The 18,980-nt window shown below is 62.4% G+C and carries 13 protein-coding genes; 8 read left to right on the top strand and 5 right to left on the bottom strand.

The window, feature by feature from the left end:
* Positions 1-338 precede the first annotated feature (338 nt).
* Together CSQ87_RS10420 and CSQ87_RS10825 are read right to left on the bottom strand one after the other, a co-directional pair.
* Positions 339-1,046, bottom strand: a complete 708-nt coding sequence (locus CSQ87_RS10420) for a hypothetical protein (protein ID WP_133122395.1) — start codon at positions 1,044-1,046, stop codon at positions 339-341.
* 31 nt (positions 1,047-1,077) lie between these two features.
* Positions 1,078-2,193 (bottom strand): hypothetical protein, encoded by a 1,116-nt coding sequence (locus CSQ87_RS10825; RefSeq protein WP_133122396.1) that lies wholly within the window; start codon positions 2,191-2,193, stop codon positions 1,078-1,080.
* Positions 2,194-2,771: 578 nt separating this feature from the next.
* Between CSQ87_RS10825 and ileS the strand changes: the two genes are divergently transcribed.
* The 5 genes from ileS to CSQ87_RS10450 all read left to right on the top strand — a co-directional run bounded on the left by ileS (position 2,772) and on the right by CSQ87_RS10450 (position 11,344).
* Entirely contained in the window at positions 2,772-6,050 is a 3,279-nt protein-coding gene (ileS, locus tag CSQ87_RS10430) for a mupirocin-resistant isoleucine--tRNA ligase (protein ID WP_133122397.1), read from the top strand.
* Positions 6,051-6,367: 317 nt separating this feature from the next.
* Positions 6,368-7,819 carry a tagaturonate reductase gene (locus CSQ87_RS10435; protein ID WP_100513811.1) on the top strand — a complete coding sequence of 484 codons (1,452 nt, stop codon included), beginning with the start codon at positions 6,368-6,370 and terminating at the stop codon, positions 7,817-7,819.
* A 123-nt stretch (positions 7,820-7,942) separates the two neighbouring features.
* Positions 7,943-9,514 (top strand): UxaA family hydrolase, encoded by a 1,572-nt coding sequence (locus CSQ87_RS10440; RefSeq protein ID WP_100513812.1) that lies wholly within the window; start codon positions 7,943-7,945, stop codon positions 9,512-9,514.
* A 345-nt stretch (positions 9,515-9,859) separates the two neighbouring features.
* Entirely contained in the window at positions 9,860-10,873 is a 1,014-nt protein-coding gene (locus CSQ87_RS10445; RefSeq protein WP_100513813.1) for a LacI family DNA-binding transcriptional regulator, read from the top strand.
* A gap of 90 nt (positions 10,874-10,963) precedes the next feature.
* Entirely contained in the window at positions 10,964-11,344 is a 381-nt protein-coding gene (locus CSQ87_RS10450; protein WP_100513814.1) for a glycerophosphodiester phosphodiesterase, read from the top strand.
* A gap of 120 nt (positions 11,345-11,464) precedes the next feature.
* Here the strand turns inward: CSQ87_RS10450 and CSQ87_RS10455 are convergent, their stop codons facing one another.
* Positions 11,465-12,763 (bottom strand): glycoside hydrolase family protein, encoded by a 1,299-nt coding sequence (locus CSQ87_RS10455; RefSeq protein ID WP_117434932.1) that lies wholly within the window; start codon positions 12,761-12,763, stop codon positions 11,465-11,467.
* A gap of 163 nt (positions 12,764-12,926) precedes the next feature.
* On the opposite strand from CSQ87_RS10455, the gene CSQ87_RS10460 reads away from it, so the two are divergent.
* The gene (locus tag CSQ87_RS10460) at positions 12,927-14,453 is read left to right on the top strand and encodes an MFS transporter (RefSeq protein WP_165776831.1); all 1,527 of its coding nucleotides are present in this window, start codon (positions 12,927-12,929) and stop codon (positions 14,451-14,453) included.
* A gap of 95 nt (positions 14,454-14,548) precedes the next feature.
* Here CSQ87_RS10460 and rhaM read toward each other — a convergent pair whose 3' ends face one another.
* Positions 14,549-14,863: an L-rhamnose mutarotase gene (gene rhaM, locus CSQ87_RS10465; RefSeq protein ID WP_100513817.1), complete on the bottom strand. Its 315-nt coding sequence runs from the start codon at positions 14,861-14,863 to the stop codon at positions 14,549-14,551.
* Positions 14,864-15,039: 176 nt separating this feature from the next.
* Positions 15,040-15,963: an AraC family transcriptional regulator gene (locus CSQ87_RS10470; RefSeq protein ID WP_100513818.1), complete on the bottom strand. Its 924-nt coding sequence runs from the start codon at positions 15,961-15,963 to the stop codon at positions 15,040-15,042.
* A gap of 206 nt (positions 15,964-16,169) precedes the next feature.
* Here CSQ87_RS10470 and CSQ87_RS10475 point away from each other — a divergent pair, with 206 nt between their 5' ends.
* Together CSQ87_RS10475 and CSQ87_RS10480 are read left to right on the top strand one after the other, a co-directional pair.
* Complete coding sequence (locus tag CSQ87_RS10475) at positions 16,170-17,006, top strand: sugar phosphate isomerase/epimerase family protein (protein ID WP_100513819.1); 837 nt, start codon at positions 16,170-16,172, stop codon at positions 17,004-17,006.
* A gap of 205 nt (positions 17,007-17,211) precedes the next feature.
* Entirely contained in the window at positions 17,212-18,210 is a 999-nt protein-coding gene (locus tag CSQ87_RS10480; protein ID WP_243388916.1) for an endonuclease domain-containing protein, read from the top strand.
* Positions 18,211-18,980 lie beyond the last annotated feature (770 nt).

Below are 18,980 nucleotides of genomic sequence, written 5' to 3' on the forward strand. Positions count from 1 at the left end.
CTGCGTTATTGGGATCGTGGCGATTTCAAGGGTTTGGTGTTTCTGAAGGGAATGAAATCTGGCAGGGAAGGGAGAAAGTGAGAGCATTCACGTTCCGTGCCGGGAAATTGTGGTAGAGAACGTCGAATATGGGGAATAGGTCGTTCCGTGCCGGGGGATCGTGGCAGGGAGCGGGTCAAGTGCAGGATATAACGCCCTGTGCCATAAGTTGACATCAGAGAATGCTGAAAGTGCGAAATTTGGCATTCTGTGGCCAGCATGTGATGGGTCATGATTACGGCTATTCCATTTATTGCGGCCGAGGCGCAGTGGTGCGTCGCTCGGTTGTTGTCATCGGATCAGATGTCGATAAACTTCGCCCATGCGAGCGTTCTTCGTAATTCATGCCGATTCGGATATCTGCCGACGACGTGGGCGGCGATGGAGCGCGCTTTGTCCATGCCGAGGATCGCTGCATAGTTGTTGAGAACCTTGATGATATGCCCATAGGCGTCGTTGTTGTCGGCAAGCAGTAAAGGTCCTGACAATGTTCCTCGGGGCAGGGGACCGAGCAGGATGGTATCTGTTTCCTGCGGATGGGATATCGCCATGATCCGGTAGATCGGATACGAAGGGCATGTCGTGTAATCAAAGTAGCGCAGTGCCATATTCGAAAGACGTTCTTTGACGATAAGGCGCTCGAGTGCAGGATTGCGTAGTGAGTTTTTCGACTCGGCTAGGGTTTTCCTGCGTTTCAGTTCGGAGAAGGATTCGTTGCAAATGCGTGGGATGAGATCGGTCCATTCCGTTGGCGTGCATATGCTGCGCAGATAAAAGACATAGTCGATATCTTCGTTGCGTCGGGCATGGGTGATTCGCTGCACCAGCCCTTCCATGGCGCGGTTGTGCATGGGCGTTGCTGTGCCGGCGCGTCTGAACAGATATGTTGTGTCGTATGCGCAATCCTGCCAGCACCGATGCGTTCCGGTAATGTCTTCGATGAGTGAATCATGCATGATGTGGCGTATAAGCATGATTCCATTATGTGGGCGGAAACGGTCTTTCATGTCGGTGGCAGCATGACCATCACGGATAGGGCTAACTGAGTCGCAATGGATTCCATACCTGCACTACGTCATCAGGTTCGATCCACCAGAACACAGCTTGTACGTAACGATTCGGCAAGATCATGAGGTCATCGGTTGAATCGATGGTTCGTGCGGCATCGCCATCGCTTCCATGACAATTGTTCAGATCGCATCCGATGGGTTCATGTCCGGTGGGGATGAGCACATGTTGGCGCCATTGTTGGCGTTTCGTCTCGATGGGATCGTCCCAGTGCTCTTCCAGCCATGTGCTCAACCTCGCGTTATCCCAGCATGAGGACTCGTTGGGCGGTATGGGCCAACGATTCAGTACGTTGTGCCAGCTGTCCAGATCAGAGAGCAACACGCGACGAGATGGGATGCGAAGATGAATCAGGTGGTCTTGCCTGTTGTCAGGAGAACGGAATTCGTGGTATCTGCGGTCGGGTCTGGATCTCGGCCTGTCATGATTGTCGGTCCAGCGAGCATATGCCCAGATCGCTGTGAGATCATCGGGAACAGTGATCGTCGTTCGAGTGATCATACGATTGCGGATTTTCATGGTTTCGGGGAACGGTGTGATTCCGGCATGTAGCATTTCATTTTCAATCCACCGGTAGGCGTCGGCGAATGTGCCATCCTCATCGTTTCGTAGACATCCGGCTTGGCGTGCGTCGGCTACCGTCGCATGATAAACCGATCCGTTTGCGAAGGCACGCTCAATGGCTTCGAATGGTTGAAATGTGTATAGGTCGAGCAGATGATCAGGGGAGACATTGCTGTCTGTCTGTTCGCTATGTTTCAGGATTTTCCGGTTATTCATTATCGAATTCTGTTCATCAATATACAAGTTCGTCCTACCGATCGTAGACAACAGATACAGCATATCGTTGCGATGTCCTACGGAGTTAGGTGGGAAGATGATGGCACGGAGTGCGGTATGTTGCGGATTGTTGATTCCGTGGCGGAAAATGAGGATTCGTCGATTTCGGGATCGTTGCGATTTCAAGGGTTTGGTGTTGCGGGAGGGGAAGGAATCTGGCAGGGAACGGCGGATACGGGGATATGTGCGTTCCGTGCCGGGAAAACGCGGCAGGGGGCACGGGATATGGGGATACGCGCGTTCCATGACAAGAACTCGTGGCAGGGAATGCAGGATGGGGAACGGACGACCTTCCGTGACATGGCCTTGTGGCAGAGAACGACGGGAGTGCGACCTATGGCGTTCCGTGACGAGGCTGTGCGTCAGGGAATGAAGACGCGGGGAGCATACGCGTTCCGTGCCATGCGGGCCCGTCGAAACGGTACGTTCCTCCGTCCCCGGACGGGTGTTATCATGGTGGGCGGTGAGCATTGATCCGTCATCAGCGGGGAGCTTCCGGAAGAACGGCCGACATCCGTCGCGCGGCATGGCGCATGCGGAACATCGCATGCGGAACATCGCGCGGTGGCAACGGCTTATTAGACCCGGCGGGTAGGCCCGAGACAGCCGAATTCAAGCGGTCGCATCGCCGTCCCAAGGCAGTTCGGGGCATGATGCGGCAAGCGAGGTGGTACCGCGGTTCGCCGCGCATCGAACGACCCGCGCCGCACGTGGCGCGCAACCGATGCCGTGCGATTCGTCCTCGTGGCAGTAGTAATGACGAAACTGTGCATGAGGAGATAGCGGTGAGCAACAAGTTCCCCAAGGCCGCAGCCGACTCCAGCATGGAGCATGTGGCACCGAACCCGAGTTTCCCCGATCTTGAGGTGAAGACCCTCGACTATTGGGACAAGGACGACACCTTCCAGAAGTCCGTCGAACGCAATCCTTCCGGCGATCACAGCCAGAACGAGTTCGTGTTCTTCGACGGCCCGCCCTTCGCCAACGGTCTGCCGCACTACGGCCACCTGCTGACCGGCTACGCCAAGGACGTGATCCCGCGCTACCAGACCATGAAGGGCCGCAAGGTCAACCGCGTGTTCGGCTGGGACACCCACGGCCTGCCCGCCGAGCTCGAAGCGCAGAAGGAGCTCGGCATCGACTCGGTCGACCAGATCGAGAAGATGGGCATCGACAAGTTCAACGACGCCTGCCGCGCCTCCGTGCTCAAGTACACGAACGAGTGGCAGGACTACGTGCACCGTCAGGCCCGCTGGGTGGATTTCGAGCACGGCTACAAGACCCTGAACATCCCGTACATGGAGTCGGTGATGTGGGCCTTCAAGCAGCTGTACGACAAGGGCCTGGCCTACCAGGGCTACCGCGTGCTGCCGTACTGCCCGAAGGACCGCACCCCGCTGTCCGCCCACGAGCTGCGCATGGACGCCGACGTGTACCAGGACCGTCAGGACACCACCGTCTCCGTGGCCGTGAAGCTTCGCGACGAGGAGGACGCCTACGCCGTGTTCTGGACGACCACGCCGTGGACCGTCCCCACCAACTTCGCCATCGTCGTCGGCGCCGACATCGACTACGTCGAGGTCAGGCCCACCGAAGGCAAGTACGCCGGCAAGAAGTTCTACTTCGGCAAGCCGCTGCTCGCCAAGTACGAGAAGGAACTCGGCGAGAACTACGAGATCGTGCGCGAGCTCAAGGGCTCCGAGATGGAAGGCTGGCGCTACTGGCCGGTGTTCCCGTACTTCGCGGGCGACGAGGCCGAGTCCGAGGGCCACGTTCCCGGACCGCAGGGCTACCAGATCTTCACCGCCGACTACGTCGACACCGTCGAGGGTACCGGCCTCGTGCATCAGGCCCCCTACGGCGAGGACGATATGAACACGCTCAACGCCAAGGGCATCAAGAGCACCGACGTGCTCGACGCCGGCTGCCGCTTCACCGCGCAGTGCCCCGAATACGAGGGCATGTACGTGTTCGACGCCAACAAGCCGATCCTGCGCAACCTGCGCAACGGCGACGGCCCGCTCGCCGAGATCCCGGAGGATCGTCGCGCCATCCTGCTGCAGGAGAAGAGCTACGTGCACTCCTACCCGCACTGCTGGCGCTGCGCCACCCCGCTGATCTACAAGCCGGTGAGCTCCTGGTTCGTCTCCGTCACCAAGATCAAGCCGCGTCTGCTCGAGCTCAACCAGCAGATCAACTGGATCCCCGAGAACGTCAAGGACGGCCAGTTCGGCAAGTGGCTCGCCAACGCCCGCGACTGGTCCATCTCCCGCAACCGCTTCTGGGGCTCCCCGATCCCGGTGTGGGTCTCCGACGATCCGAAGTACCCGCGCGTCGACGTCTACGGTTCGCTTGAGGAGCTCAAGCGCGACTTCGGCGACTACCCGCGCGACCGTGACGGCAACGTCAACATGCACCGTCCGTGGATCGACAACCTCACCCGTCCGAACCCGGACGACCCGACCGGCAAGTCCACGATGCACCGCATCTCCGACGTGCTCGACTGCTGGTTCGAATCCGGCTCCATGTCGTTCGCGCAGTTCCACTACCCGTTCGAGAACAAGGAGAAGTTCGAGCAGCACTTCCCGGCCGACTACATCGTCGAATACATCGGTCAGACCCGCGGCTGGTTCTACCTGCTGCACGTCATGGCCACCGCCCTGTTCGACCGCCCGGCCTTCAAGAACGTGATCTGCCACGGCATCGTGCTCGGCTCCGACGGTCAGAAGATGTCGAAGCACCTGCGCAACTACCCGGACGTCAACGGCGTGTTCGACAAGTACGGTTCCGACGCCATGCGCTGGTTCCTCATGTCGTCCCCGATCCTTCGCGGCGGCAACCTCATCGTCACCTCCGAAGGCATCCGCGACACCGTGCGTCAGGTCATGCTGCCGCTGTGGAGCTCCTACTACTTCTTCACCCTGTACGCCAACGCGGCCAACAAGGGCGAGGGCTTCGACGCCCGTCTGCTCAAGGCCGACGAGGTGGCGGGCCTGCCCGAGATGGACCGCTACCTGCTGGCCCGCCTGCGCAAGCTCGTGGCCGGCGTGCAGAAGGACCTCGACGAATTCGCCATCTCCGACGCCTGCGACGAGGTGAGCGACTTCATCGACATGCTCACCAACTGGTACATCCGCAACACGCGCGACCGCTTCTGGAACGAGGACGCCAACGCCTTCAACACGCTGTACACCGCGCTCGAGGTGCTGTGCCGCGTGATGGCCCCGCTCGCCCCGATGGAGACCGAAACCATCTGGCGCGGCCTGACCGGCGGCGAATCCGTGCATCTGGCCGACTGGCCGTTCCTCGCCGACGAGAAGACCGGCGAAGCCACCGAGCTCGGCAAGGTGCTCGTGGCCGACGACGAGCTCGTCGCCGCGATGGAGAAGGTGCGCGAGGTCGTCTCCGGCACGCTCTCGCTGCGCAAGGCCCAGCAGATCCGCGTGCGCCAGCCGCTCGCCAAGCTCACCGTGGTCGCCGAGGACGTGGCCGCCGTCGAGCCCTACACCGACATCCTCAAGTCGGAGCTCAACGTCAAGGACATCGAGTTCTGCACCATGGAGGACGCCGCCACGCAGGGCCTGAAGATCGTGCACGAGCTGCGTGTCAACGCCCGCGTGGCCGGCAAGCGCCTGCGCAAGGACGTCCAGCTGGCCATCAAGGCCTCCAAGACCGGCGCCTGGCACGTCGGCGCGGACGGCGCCCCCGTGGTTGAGACCCCGAACGGCGAGATCGCGCTGGTCGAGGGCGAGTACGAGCTGATCAACCGTGTGGAGGAGGAGAACGCCCATGAGGCGGCCAACTCCGTCTCCGCCGCGCTGCCGACCGGCGGCTTCGTGATCCTCGACACCGAGCTCAACGACGATCTGATCGCCGAAGGCTATGCCCGCGACGTGATCCGCGCCGTGCAGGACGCCCGTAAGGAGGCCGATCTCGACATCGCCGACCGCATCAGCCTCAAGCTGACCCTGCCCGCCGCCGACGCGGCGAAGGCCGAGCAGTTCAAGGATCTGATCGCCCACGAGACCCTGGCCGAAGGCGGCGTGGAGATCACCGCCGCCGACGACGCCAAGGAGATCGGCGTCGAGGTCGCCCGTATCTGACCGGAACGCAATGATCCGATCGGAATGATCTGACCGATTACGGAGGCCGGAACCGTTGTCCATCGACGGTTCCGGCCTCTTTCGTATCCCGTTTCGCATCCCGGCACACCGATCGTCTTCCGGCCGCTAATACGCCGGGCCGCGCTTGTCAAGACTTGACCGAGCAAACGCGGCAAAGATTGGCAACATTTTCATCGTCGCGGTCGACTCCTCCCTACTCTGGGAACCAGATACCGAAGCTTCCGGTACGAAGCGGTAAACGGCGTTTCGGTTTCGGTATGGCTGTATTCACTCCCAAACAAGGAAAGAGGAGCACCATGGCACAGAACGATCTTCCGGTCCTCAACGAAGAGGTCGCACTTGAGAAGGGATTGACCACCGAGGAGGCGCGCAAGCGTCCGGTCAAGATCATTCAGTTCGGCGAAGGCAACTTCCTGCGCGCATTCGTCGACTGGATCGTGCAGCAGATGAACAACAACGGTCTGTTCAACGGCAACGTCGCGGTCGTCCAGCCGATCGCCCAGGGCCGTGCCAAGGAGATCGAGGCGCAGGACGACCTGTACACCGTGATCCTCGAAGGCCTGAAGAACGGCGAGCAGGTGCAGAGCCGCGAGGTCATCGACTCCATCGCCAAGACACTGAGCGCCGTGGCCGACTGGGATGAGTTCCTCGCCCTGGCCGACGACCCCGACACCGAGATCATCATCTCCAACACCACCGAGGCCGGCATCGCCCTCGACGACGCCGACTCCTCCGCCGACATCGTGCCGCCGAAGAGCTACCCGGCCAAGCTCGTCCAGCTGCTCAAGCGTCGCTTCGACAAGGGCCTGCCCGGATTCCTGATCATCCCGTGCGAGCTGATCGCCGACAACGGCACCACGCTGAAGGCCGATCTGATCGAACAGGCGAAGCGCTACGGCTACGGCGAGGACTTCGTCGAGTGGATCGACTCCGCGAACAAGTTCTGCAACACGCTGGTCGACCGCATCGTCCCCGGCTACCCGCGCGACCGCGCCGAGGAGCTGTGGAACGAACTGGGCTACGTGGACAACAACATGGTCAAGGCCGAGCCGTTCCTGCTGTGGGTCGTCTCCGGCGACACCGAGGCCATCGACAAGGCCCTGCCGGCCAAGCAGCTCGGCATTGATCTGGTGACCCCCGAATCCGTGGTGCCCTACCGCGAACGCAAGGTGTTCCTGCTCAACTGCCCGCACACCACGCTCGCCTCCGTGGCCCGTCTGGCCGGCGTCGCCACCGTCGGCGAGGCCATGAACGACGAGGACGTGCGTCCGTTCATCGAGAAGGAGATGGCCGAGGAGATCATCCCGGTGCTGTCCCTGCCCGAGGACGAGCTCAAGGCGTTCGCCGCCGCCGTGCTGGAACGCTACGCCAACCCGTTCGTCAAGCACGCGCTCGACTCCATCGCCCTGAACTCCGCCTCCAAGTACGTCACCCGCTGCCTGCCGGTGCTGCTGGGCAACACCAAGGAGGGCCGTCTGCCCAAGCGTCTGGTGCTCGCCTTGTCCGGCCTGCTCTACACCTACGGCGGATTCGCCGAAGGCAAGGTCGCCATCACCGACAACCCCGACACGCTCGCCAAGTTCGAGGCGGCCGCCAAGTCCGACGACTACGTGGCCACCATCCTCGCCGACGCCTCCGTGTGGGGTCAGGACCTCACCGAGGTCGAGGGACTGGTCGATGCGGTGAAGGCCAACATCGAGTCCATCAAGGCCGACGGCATCCGTCCGCTCATCAAGGCGCTCGCCTGAGCCGACTCCATCAATCGCGTTTCATGGGCTTCCCGAGTGCGGTCCGTGCGGCCAGTGACCGTGCGAACCGCATCGGGAGGCCCCGATCCATGTTCACCGTAAGGTTTAGGAAGGGCTTTCATCATGGATACGATTCATCTCGATCCGCATGACAAGGTCGCCGTCGCCGCCCGCGATCTGAAGAAGGGCGAGGCGGTCAAGGTCGAGGGACTGGCCGAACCGGTCATCGCCCTCGAGGACGTCGGCCGCGGTCACAAGATCGCCATCGAGGACATCCCCGAAGGCGAGCAGATCATCAAGTACGGCTATTCGATCGGCCACGCCAGGTGCGACATCGCCAAGGGCTCGTGGGTGCATACGCATAACACGAAGTCGAACCTCGGCCCGGATCTGCAGTACACGTACGATCCGGTGCCGGACGTCGTCAAGCCGGGCAGCAAGCCCAGCGACCTGACGTTCCAGGGCTACCGCCGCGCCACCGGCAAGGTGGGCATCCGCAATGACCTGTACATCGTGCCGGCCGTCGGCTGCATCAACTCGCTGTGCGACAACATCGCCAAGCAGTTCGAGGCCCTGCACCCCGATCGCGGCGCCTTCGACTCCATCATCATCGCCCATCATCCGTACGGCTGCTCCCAGCTGGGCGGCGACCACGAGATGACCAAGCGCATCCTGCAGGACATCGCCATGCACCCGAACGCCGGCGGCGTGCTCGTCGTGGGTCTCGGCTGCGAGAACAACCAGATCCCGCAGTTCAAGTCCGAGATGACCCCGCTCATGGGCTGCTGCGGCACGGACGCCGAGCCGAGCGACGCCGTCGTCAAGGATCTGCAGGACGGGCTCGTCTATGACCCGCACCGCGTGAAGTTCATGATCTGCCAGCTTGAGGACGACGAATACGAAACCGCCGGCAAGCTGCTCGAGGAGCTCAACGAGGCGGCTCTGAACGACCACCGTGAGCCCATCCCGATCAGCGAGCTGACCGTGGGCGTCAAGTGCGGCGGCTCCGACGGCCTGTCCGGCGTGACCGCCAACCCGCTCGTCGGCAAGTTCGCCGAATGGCTGGCCGCGCAGGGCGGCAAGGTCGTGCTCACCGAGGTGCCCGAAATGTTCGGCGCCGAGCAGGTGCTCATGAGCCAGGCCAAGGACGAGGAGACCTTCGAGGACATCGTCCACCTGATCAAAAACTTCAAGGACTACTTCCGCAAGTACCACCAGCCGATCGGCGAGAACCCGTCGCCGGGCAACAAGGCCGGCGGCATCACCACCCTCGAGGACAAGTCGCTCGGCTGCATCCGTAAGGGCGGCAAGTGCGAGGTCACCGACGTGATCGCCTACGGCCATCAGGCCGAGAAGCCGGGACTGACCCTGCTGCAGGCGCCCGGCAACGATCTGGTCTCCTCGTCCGCGCTGGCCAGCGCCGGCTGCAACCTCGTGCTGTTCACCACCGGCCGCGGCAACCCGTATGGTACCTACGTGCCCACGTTCAAGGTCGCCACGAACGTGCCGCTCGCCACCAAGCATTCGCGCTGGATCGACTTCAACGCCGGCCGTCTGCTCAGCGAGCACATGGAGGACGTGCTGCCCGACTTCATCGCCAGCGTGATGGCCACCGTCAACGGTGAGCGCAGCACGCGCAACGAGGAGTACGGTATGCACGAGATCGCCATCTTCAAGGACGGCATCACCGAGTAGTCGCCCGGTCGACCGTCTCCCGTCTACCCAAGGTCCGTTTCCGCCGCGATCGCGGGGACGGGCCTTTTCGTCGTCGAAGTTCGGCGTGTCTCGTCAATCGCCCCTCATCAGTCTCGCTGCGCTCGCCAGCTTCCCCCGAGGGGGAAGCCCGGAAGGCGGGCGTTTGACCCTTAGGCTTCCCCTTGAGGGGAAGCTGTCGGCAAAGCCGACTGATGAGGTGACATGTTGAGGTCATGGTGAACTGTGCTTCGGCGTGTCAGACGGGGCGTCCGGTGTGTGGCGGTCGGGGAATGCGCCTGCGGTTGTCTACACTGGGAACCGTTGCTGTGACTTCAAAGGAGTGTCATGAAGAAGGTCACCATTCGCGATGTTGCGAAAGCCGCGGGCGTCTCGCCATCCACCGTGTCAAGGGCGTTCTCGATGCCGGGCAGGGTCAGTCCGGAGACCACCAAACGCATCTTCGCGGTGGCCGACGAACTCGGCTACCATGAGATCCCCATCGAATCACGGCCCAGCAGCGGGCATCGCGGGCTGATCGCCATCATCGTGCCCGACATGGCCAATCAGTTCTTCACCGACATCGTGCGCAGCGTGCAGCAGGAGTGCGCCCGTCAGGACGTAGGCCTGCTGGTGTGCGAGTCGCGCGAATCCGCCTCCCAGGAGCGCAAGGCCTTCGATCGGGCCGTCTACTACGCGGACGGGGTGATTCTCGCCTCCAGCCGCATGCCCGATTCCATGATCCGCAAATGCGCGCAGGTCAAGCCCGTGGTGGTGACCAACCACATCATCCGCGGCGTGCCCAGCGTGGTGAGCGACATCTCCGACGGCATGCGGCAGTCGGTGCAGCATTTCAAGTCGCTCGGCTTCGACCGCGTCACCTATCTCGACGGCCCGGCCCACTCATGGTCGGCCGGCGTGTGCTGGAACGAACTGACCCGGGCCTGCGCCGACGAGGGCCTGCGCATCAAGCGCCACTGGCCCGGCTGGCCCACCTACGAGGGCGGATACGCGCTGGTGCGGGATTATCTGCGCAGTCCCACCGGCGCCGTGCTCGCCTACAACGACATGATGGCATTGGGATTCATCGCCGGCATGCGCAAGAACGGGTACGAATGCCCGGATGCGTATTCGATCATCGGCATCGATGACGACATCGTCGGCAAACTGGCCTGGCCGGCGCTCTCCTCCATCTGCCGGTCCACGCGCATGCTGGGGGCCAAGGCCGCCCAGATGCTGCTGAGCCGATATACGGGAGGGGCCGTGGAGGCCACGTTGCAGAGCGTGCCGACCCGACTGGTGGTGCGCGACAGCACCGGCCCCCGGTCGCAGCGGGTGCCGAAGGGACGGGGCGTGGTATAACCGTTGAGGTTACCGGCCACATCGCACCGATAGCGAGCGATAGAGCCGCATCGATAGAGCAGTACAGAGCAGATAGAGAAAGGGGATGCCATGCCGCTTCCCAAGCCGCCGGAGGATTCCGGCTACAGTCCCGTCCACGCCGATGAACTCGCCCGGGCCCACGGGGCCACCGAGGCCGATCTGGCCGAGGCCAAGGCATTCGGCGAGGAGCTGACCAAGCATCACGCGTGGGGACTGCCGTTCAACGGATACGCCAACGCCGCGGGATACGGCTACGTGCAGGAGCCCACGCTGGCCGTGGCGCAGGACGGATGGGACTCCCACGAGGCCTTCGAGCGGCTGAGCGTCGGCGCCCAGATCGCCGTGGTGTACCACAGCCTCGAACGCGGCCACGACATCGATCGCGAGTCCGCCCGCAACTTCCTCAAGCACGAGCACGGCATCATCATCCACGGCAACCAGCCGTACTAAAGCGCGGTCACGGTCGTCCGAACGGACACGGCAAAGGGCGGGAATCCGGCAAATGGAACCGGATCCCCGCCCTTTGCCGTGTCCGACGGTCACCATCCGGCGATCATCGGACACCCGGACTCATCGGTAATCGGCCGAGTTCAGCGTACGGATGCCGCTGACCACCACCTTGGTGTCCTCCGAACCGAGTCTGGTGCCGTCCTTCGCATGGAACACCGAACCCTCGTCCAGCACGCGCACGCTGAGCTGATAGTCGCCGGTCTCCAGCAGCGGGCCGATGAACATCGCGCCGTTGTAGCGCGTGGGCGCATAGAACGTGAACGGCTGCGACAGCACCGGAATGCCCCGGCTGTCGGTGATCTCCACGTTCGCGTAGCCGCCGTGGCAGGATGCGGAACCGAGGATCACCACACGGCCCTCGCCGTCGATGTCGAACGGCAGACGGATCTCCTCGCCCACATGGTTCGAATTCAGCTTCGCCGGAATCAGATGGCCGCTGAGCAGCACCTGCGTGGCCGAACGAGGATCCCACGCCGGCCAGTACTCGGGAATCGACAGGGTCGTGCCCTTCGCGGCCATCGGCAGCATGACCAGCGAGGCGGCGGACGCCTGATGCGGGTACGACCAGCGGTCGCCGATGTACACCGGCACCGTGGAGCCGTCGGCCATCCTCAGCGGGAACACGTAAGCGCACTGGGAGTTCCAGGTGCGCGTGCCCTCCGGGGCGAACGTGCCCTGGGCCGTCCACGGTCCGTCGATGGACGTGGCGCTGTAATAGTAGTTCTCATTGCTGTCCCACGCGGTCTTGCCCGAGAACAGCGCGAAATACGTGTCGTCGATCTTGGTGAGCACGGGGGAGGAGCTGCCCGGAGCCATGCCCTTGACCACCAGCTCGGCGGCCGACGTGTAGTCGTCGGACAGGCGATAGATATCACCCTCGCAGAACACCGCGTAGGCGGTGCCGTCCTCCTCCTGGAACAGACCGAGATCGCCCTTGCGCAGCGGCGCCTCCTCATACTCGAACGCGCCCAGCAGCTTGTACTCGCCGTTGACCGAATCGCTCACCGCCACGCAGGTGATCGGATCGGTGTGCTTCTTGTTGTCGGTGCGGGCCAGCAGCACGTACTTGCCGGTCTTCGGATTCCTCAGCACCTTCGCGCGCGAACCGATGCGACGCGGGCCGAGCAGGGAGGTCTCCTCGGTCTGCGGGGCGAGGATGATGCGCTCGAAATGCCAGTGGGCCAGATCATCGGATGAATAGCAGGCGAACCCGCCGAAGCCGTTTCCGTCGTCGGTCTTGCGCTCGCCGATGAGCCAGTAGCGTCCCCCGTCCTCGATGATGGAGGCGCCGTGTGCGTTTACCGTGTGCCGTTCGTCGTCGAACCAAGGCACACCATTGAAAATAATTGGTGTTTCCATACTCCCTACTCTAGAGCCGCGTGCGGATCGCCGTGTGATTTACACGTCGGAAAATAGGCAACAACGTTCGGAGAGCTTGCCGTTCGTGCGCGGATCCTGCCGAACCGTGGCGAAAACGGCAACGATCCGGCGCGATATCGGTCGTCTGAGTATTCTTATCCGGGTGAACGAGAGAGCGACGAGGAAGATCAATCTGGCCAATGCCGTCGGATACGGCATCGCCGACTGCTACGGCGGCGGGGGACCGACCCTCACCGGCACGTATCTGGCCGTGTTCTGGACCCACTTCTGCGGATTCGACATCAGCACGGCGCAGGGGATCATCGGCGGGGCCGCGGTGGCCAGCGCGGTGTGCGCGATCCTGTTCGGCCTGCTGTCCGAACGGTTCTACCTGTTCCGGCTGGGACGACGGTTCGGTCGCCGGCGCTTCTTCATCATGCTGTGCTCGCCGCTGGTGCTGGTCACCCTGCTCATGTGGGTGCCGGGCCTGCCCAAGCCGGTCTATTTCGCCATGTACGTGCTGTACATCGTGCTGCTGCAGATGTTCGGCGTCTGCTATGCGGCACTGCCCGGCGAGATGACCCGCGACTTCGCCGGCCGGTCCATGCTCTCCACCGTGCGTCTGCTGCTCAGCGGCATCTCCACCGCCGTCATTCCGATGTTCGCCAGCTGGGTGCTCACCCGGTTCGGCGAAAGCCACGCCTACTCGTATCAGCTCTTCGCCACGGTGGTGACGCTGTGCTTCTCCGTCGTGGCGTTCATCAGCTCCCGCGTCACCTGGGAGCTGACCCCCGAGGAGGCCGGATACGGCGAGGAGGAGCTGGCCCGTCGGCGTGCCGCGGCCCACCGTCGCACGCCGCGCGAACTCATGCAGGCGTTCGGCCGCGTGATCCGCGAATACGCCTCCACGTTCCGCATTGCCACGTTCCGCGTGCACATCACCCTGTACCTGATCTGCCTGACCCTGCAGGACATGTTCACGCAGACCTTCGTGTTCTTCGTGCTCTACGACTGGAACCGCACGGCCGCCTACGCCTCGCTGCTGCTGTCGCTGGCCGTGGTCGCCGAGGTGTTCAAGCCGCTGTGGGGCTGGCTGTTCATCCACATCGGCCCGAAGAACCTGTATGCGCTGTGCTACTGCGGCGCGCTGATCGGACTTGGCCTGCTGTTCCTCACCTGGCGTCTGGTCGGTGTGCTGCCGGACGGATGGTGGGTGGCGCTGTCGGTGGCGTCGTATCTGGTGTGGTGCGTGTTCCGCTCGCTGTCCGGCACCTTGCCGTGGCTGATCTTCCCGTTCATTCCCGACGTGGACATGATCGTGACCAAACGCAACCGCGCGTCGATCTTCTCCGGACTCACTACATTCCTGCGCTTCATCTGCACCGGCGTGGCGTCCATCGCCTGTGGATCGTTCCTTGCGATGACCGGCTTCGAGCCCAATCACTCGGGCGGCCAGAGCACGAGCGCGCAGATGGGCATCGCCTTCGTCTGCCTGGGATGGCTGGCCATCGGCTTTCTGGTGGCTCTGATCATCTCCCGGCGGTTCGCTCTCGACCAGCGTGGCGATCTGATCGTGCTCGGTGAGATCGACCGGCTGAAGAACGGCGGCGACAAGGCCGACGTGGATCCGCAGACCCGCGAGGTCGTCGAACGGCTTACCGGCGTGCCGTACGAGCAGTGCTGGCGGTGAGTGGACGACTGGGCTGGCTGATCGGCTGGGGCTGATATGCCGGGGCTGAATGACCGACGGGGCGGGCTGGGCTGTCGGGCTGAGCCGATCGGCCGTCAGTCCAGATGGAAGACCTCGCGCAGATCCTCGCATACCGGGGAATTGTCGGGATTCGTCTCCATCACCGGAGCCATGAAATCCCACCACTTGCGGTTGATCGGGGTGTCGGCCGACTGCGCCCAGCGATCCTCGCTCTCCACCTCGATGTAGCCGAACAGCGTGTTCGTCTCGGCGTCGAAGGCGATCGTGTAGTTGCGGCCGCCGTATTCGTGGATCATCGCCTTCATCTCGGGCCACAGTTCGTGGTGCCGCCGGGCGTACTCCTCCACCATGCCGGGGTACAGGTGCATCTTGAAGGTCTTGCGGATCATGGTTCCTCCTTTGGAATCCCTGGGATCTGGCTCGATCGGCTGACGTTGCCGTCGGGCTGACGTTGCCGTCTACCGGAATCGTAGGCGGGGCGATCCTGTGCGTTCGGGAGGAAACATGCCGGGGATTGACCGCCGGCTATCCGATGTTGCGATCCGATACCATTCCGGGGGTGCGGCTACTCGTGCGGGGCGAAATGCACCACGCCGGCGTTGTCGCTTTCCCGGAGGAACTCCTTGGTCGTCATATGGAACTCCTGCTTGAAGCAGCGCAGGAAATGCGTGTACGAGGAGAATCCGCACTGCTTGTAGATGTTCTGCGCGCTGCCGTAGGAGCGCAGCAGCTCCTTGGACTTCAGCAGACGCTTCTTGACGATGAACTCGTGCAGGTTGAGGCCGGTGCTCTTCTTGAACTGGCGGGAAAGATAGTACTTGTTGATGAAGAAGCGGTCGGCGATCGCGTCGAGGGACAGGTCGTCGTTGAGATGCTCGGAGATGTACTCCATCACGTTGGTGATGAGCGCCGACATCGGCTTGGAATGCGGGACCACGTCGGTGCCGCCGTCGGCCACGGCGCGGTTGAGATCCACCATGAAGTCCAGGAACTTGCGCTCGTACTCCAGATCGGAGCCGTAGGAGTCGTCCGGCTCCTGATCGAGCAGATCGATGTGACGGCGCAGATCCGCCGGATCCATCTTGATGACGCGGCTGGTGGGCTTGCCGTTGCTTTCGAAGCAGGCGTTGAGGTTGGTGTGCGGCGTGGAGCGCGACTTGAGGAACTGCTCGCGCACGTAGATGTACGCGCGCTCGTAATACTGGCTGGACTGGCGCACGATGTTGTGCAGGTCGTTGCTGTGGGCGAACGTCACCGTGCCCGCTTCGGTGGTGTATTCGCTGCCGCCCAGATGGAACAGGCCGGTGCCCTGCAGCACGAGATTGATCTCATGGAAGTCGTGGTAGTGCAGCTGCGCATGTTCGATGACCTGCGAGTCGACGTGATAGATCTCGAACCGGTCGGAGATCATCTCATTGACGATGACCGCGCGTTGCGGCCGATCCTCCCGTACCTGATGCAGCTGCTGGGTCTGCTGGATCGATGTCATGATACCCCCCGATCGCTGGAAGCCACCCTGCCGACGTCGTCGTCCAACGGTGCGATTCCATTTCTATCTCACCTTCTCAGTGTAGTGGAGAGGGAGCAAAAAAACGAAGATAATGTGCAAAAACTGTTGGTAAAGACTGTTTGTTCTTGGGGTGTTTCTGCCTATGGTTGCGATGACGATGCGAGACGATCGAAAGGCGGTGCGGCATGATCAACTTCGGAGCGCGAGGTCATGACGTGACTTGGGCGGATACTCCTGAACTGCTGGCGCAGGGGCTGGACGGATACGGCGTGCATAACGTGCAGCTGGCGTTGCCGAGGCAGTTCCCGGACCTCGCCGACCGGATCAATCCCGGCATGGGCATGTACTTCCGTCGCGTGCTGGGGGAGCGGGGCGTGGACATCGCCGTGCTGGGATGCTATATCAATATGACGCATCCTGATCCGGACTCGCGCGAAGCCGCGCTGCGCCGGTTCGAGGCGTATCTGGCCAATGCGCGGTTCTTCGGCGCCCCGGTGGTGGCCAGCGAGACCGGCTCCGTGGACGCCGCTCCGGGACGGTTCACCGAGGAGAACTTCACCGAGGCGATGTATCAGGAATCGCTGGCCTCGGTGCGACGTCTGGTGGACTTCGGTGCCCGGTTCGGCACCATCGTGGGCGTGGAGCCGGGGGCGAACCATCCGATCTACGACATCGCCACCACCGAGCGTCTGCTGGCCGACGTGGACTCGCCGTATCTGGGCATCGTCTTCGATCCGACCGCATACACGGCGCCGGACGGGCGCACCGTGCATGACGGGGATCAGGTGGAGATCACGCATAAGGCGCTTAAGGCCTTCGGCGAGCGGATCGTCGCCGTGCACATCGACGACTTCACCGTGGGTGAGGACGGGCTGCATCGCTGCAATGTGGATGAAGGCGTGATGGACGTGCGCGGCGTGCTGGAGGCCGTGAGCGCCGCCCTGCCGTATGTGCCGGTCATTCTCGAGGAGACCCGGGATGAGGCCATCGCCCGGACCGTGCGTCGGTATGGTGCGTTGTAAGCGGAGCGGATGTGATCGGATTGATGGCGGAGTGTGTGCGGGCGGTATGCCGTCGTTTGGTGCGAAGGTGTGAATAAGACCGTTATTGTCCACAATCGGGGATGTGAGGACGGAGTTATCCACACTGGTCGGACGAGAACAGTCCGTTCGCGCACATACTGCGATATCGCTTCATCTTCAGTGCTATGCGTCGTATGGTCGCCATATGGAAATGTCACAGGATATGAAAGCAGGGCGGATTCCGGCGACGCCATACATGGAAGTGGTGTTGGCGGAGCGACGTAGGGAAGCCATTCGGTCATGCACGGAGGTCGCCCGACGGGTTGGGGCCGGGGTGCTGTTCGGCATGCAGACGGCATTGATGCTGCAATCGATTCCGCTTCCTGAACATTGCGATCTGGATGATTCGGTTCTGCATACCGTAGTGGGGGCGGGTGGGAAACGAGTACGTGGGCGAGGTGTGCAGGCGCATGTCTGGAAAGGGTATGAGCGTGGTGCCTTCGTTCGCGTCAATCAGTATGTGTACGCGCTGAATGCCATGCACGCGTGGGCACAGCTCGCCCCTCATATCGCATTCGATGAGTTGGTTGTGCTGGCGAATTCGGTCATCACCGCGCTTTCCGAGAAGAATTCGGGGAATGCGGGGGCAGGGGGACGGAATGTCGTGCAGGGGTCTGTCTTGGATCATGATGGTCCAGCGAAATCGGTATATGGGGAATTCTGCGAGTTTCTGGATCGTCGCGAGCGTTTTGCCGGAGTGAGGAATTGCCGTCTGGCGCTGAGATTGTGTCGTGGTGGTGTCCGTTCTCCGATGGAATCTCGGACGTATCTTTCGCTGATGAGCCATGGCGTGCCTGTTCCGCAGATCAACTTCATCGTTCCTGGGATGACGTTTCGTTCGAAGGTGCCGATGACCGTGGATCTGGCGTGGCCGGAGCTGAAGGTGGCGGTCGAATATGACGGCGACCAGCATCGGACAGACAAGGCGCAGTGGCGGCGTGATCAGGAGAAGCGGGAGCTGCTCAGAAGCCGTGGATGGATCGTGGTCATCGTCACCGCTGATGATCTGCGTGATGACGATGCCCGCGCCGCGTTGGCGTTTCGGGTGAGTCGATATCTCGTCAAACGTGGGGCGAAGTTCGAATTTTCCGTGACCGCCGTGCCTTTGCTCGAGCTGGCGAAGAGAACTGCCGCGATACGGTGATGGCTGGTGTGTGGTTTGGTGGGGTGCGGAATGGGGATGATCGCGGAATACCGGGATCGGCGGTGATTGGGTATTCCGTGGCGGGAGCCATGTCAGGGAGGGTGGAGATCAGGGAAGATCAATGTTCCCTGTCGGGTGGTCGTGGCAGGGAATGGGAATACCGGCCGGGACCGTGTTCCCCGACACGATCCCGTGGCAGGGAACACGGCCTGCCGGGGAAACGGCGATCCCGTGCCGGGAATCGCCGGCATGACGATCGACGGACCGTTGGGATTCCAACGGTCCGGCGTGACATGGAGCGTCATGGTCATGGCACGGAACGAGACCATGCGACGTCGGTCCATCGCCTGCCATGGAAACGTGGCACGGAACGACGGGGACCGGCGGTGTTGACGTTCCGTGGCGGTCAGGTGCGGCAGGGGACACCGTGATCGCGGGAACCTGTGTTCAGTGACAGGGGGCGTGCGGCAGGGAGTAAAAATGACCTATGAGGATCGTGTTCCCGGCCAGTGACATGGCACGAACAAGTGCTTCGCATGCTTTGGGGTGAATATCGAATATGACAACACCCCGTCGGAGGAGAGACGACGGGGTGCGAGAGCCGGAAAGCACGGTCTTCGCCGAATCCGGATTGTTGATCGGCGAGGACCATGGTGGGAAATTGCTGTGGTGCGGGGCCTGTTGTTTGTTCGGGTGCTAGTCGGTGAGGCTGAGGACGTAGTCCCTGATCTCGCCGGGCCGGGCGTGCGCCTCGAACAGCTCGCGGAAAC

Source organism: Bifidobacterium simiarum, assembly GCF_002802905.1.
Taxonomy (GTDB): domain Bacteria; phylum Actinomycetota; class Actinomycetes; order Actinomycetales; family Bifidobacteriaceae; genus Galliscardovia; species Galliscardovia simiarum.

Excerpts from the sequence above, each read along its gene's own strand:
- CSQ87_RS10420 (WP_133122395.1), bottom strand. The coding sequence starts at position 1,046 with ATGAAAGACCGTTTCCGCCCACATAATGGAATCATGCTTATACGCCAC.
- CSQ87_RS10825 (WP_133122396.1), bottom strand. The coding sequence starts at position 2,193 with ATGGAACGCGCGTATCCCCATATCCCGTGCCCCCTGCCGCGTTTTCCC.
- ileS (WP_133122397.1), top strand. The coding sequence starts at position 2,772 with ATGGAGCATGTGGCACCGAACCCGAGTTTCCCCGATCTTGAGGTGAAG.
- CSQ87_RS10435 (WP_100513811.1), top strand. The coding sequence starts at position 6,368 with ATGGCACAGAACGATCTTCCGGTCCTCAACGAAGAGGTCGCACTTGAG.
- CSQ87_RS10440 (WP_100513812.1), top strand. The coding sequence starts at position 7,943 with ATGGATACGATTCATCTCGATCCGCATGACAAGGTCGCCGTCGCCGCC.
- CSQ87_RS10445 (WP_100513813.1), top strand. The coding sequence starts at position 9,860 with ATGAAGAAGGTCACCATTCGCGATGTTGCGAAAGCCGCGGGCGTCTCG.
- CSQ87_RS10450 (WP_100513814.1), top strand. The coding sequence starts at position 10,964 with ATGCCGCTTCCCAAGCCGCCGGAGGATTCCGGCTACAGTCCCGTCCAC.
- CSQ87_RS10455 (WP_117434932.1), bottom strand. The coding sequence starts at position 12,763 with ATGGAAACACCAATTATTTTCAATGGTGTGCCTTGGTTCGACGACGAA.
- rhaM (WP_100513817.1), bottom strand. The coding sequence starts at position 14,863 with ATGATCCGCAAGACCTTCAAGATGCACCTGTACCCCGGCATGGTGGAG.
- CSQ87_RS10470 (WP_100513818.1), bottom strand. The coding sequence starts at position 15,963 with ATGACATCGATCCAGCAGACCCAGCAGCTGCATCAGGTACGGGAGGAT.
- CSQ87_RS10475 (WP_100513819.1), top strand. The coding sequence starts at position 16,170 with ATGATCAACTTCGGAGCGCGAGGTCATGACGTGACTTGGGCGGATACT.
- CSQ87_RS10480 (WP_243388916.1), top strand. The coding sequence starts at position 17,212 with ATGGAAATGTCACAGGATATGAAAGCAGGGCGGATTCCGGCGACGCCA.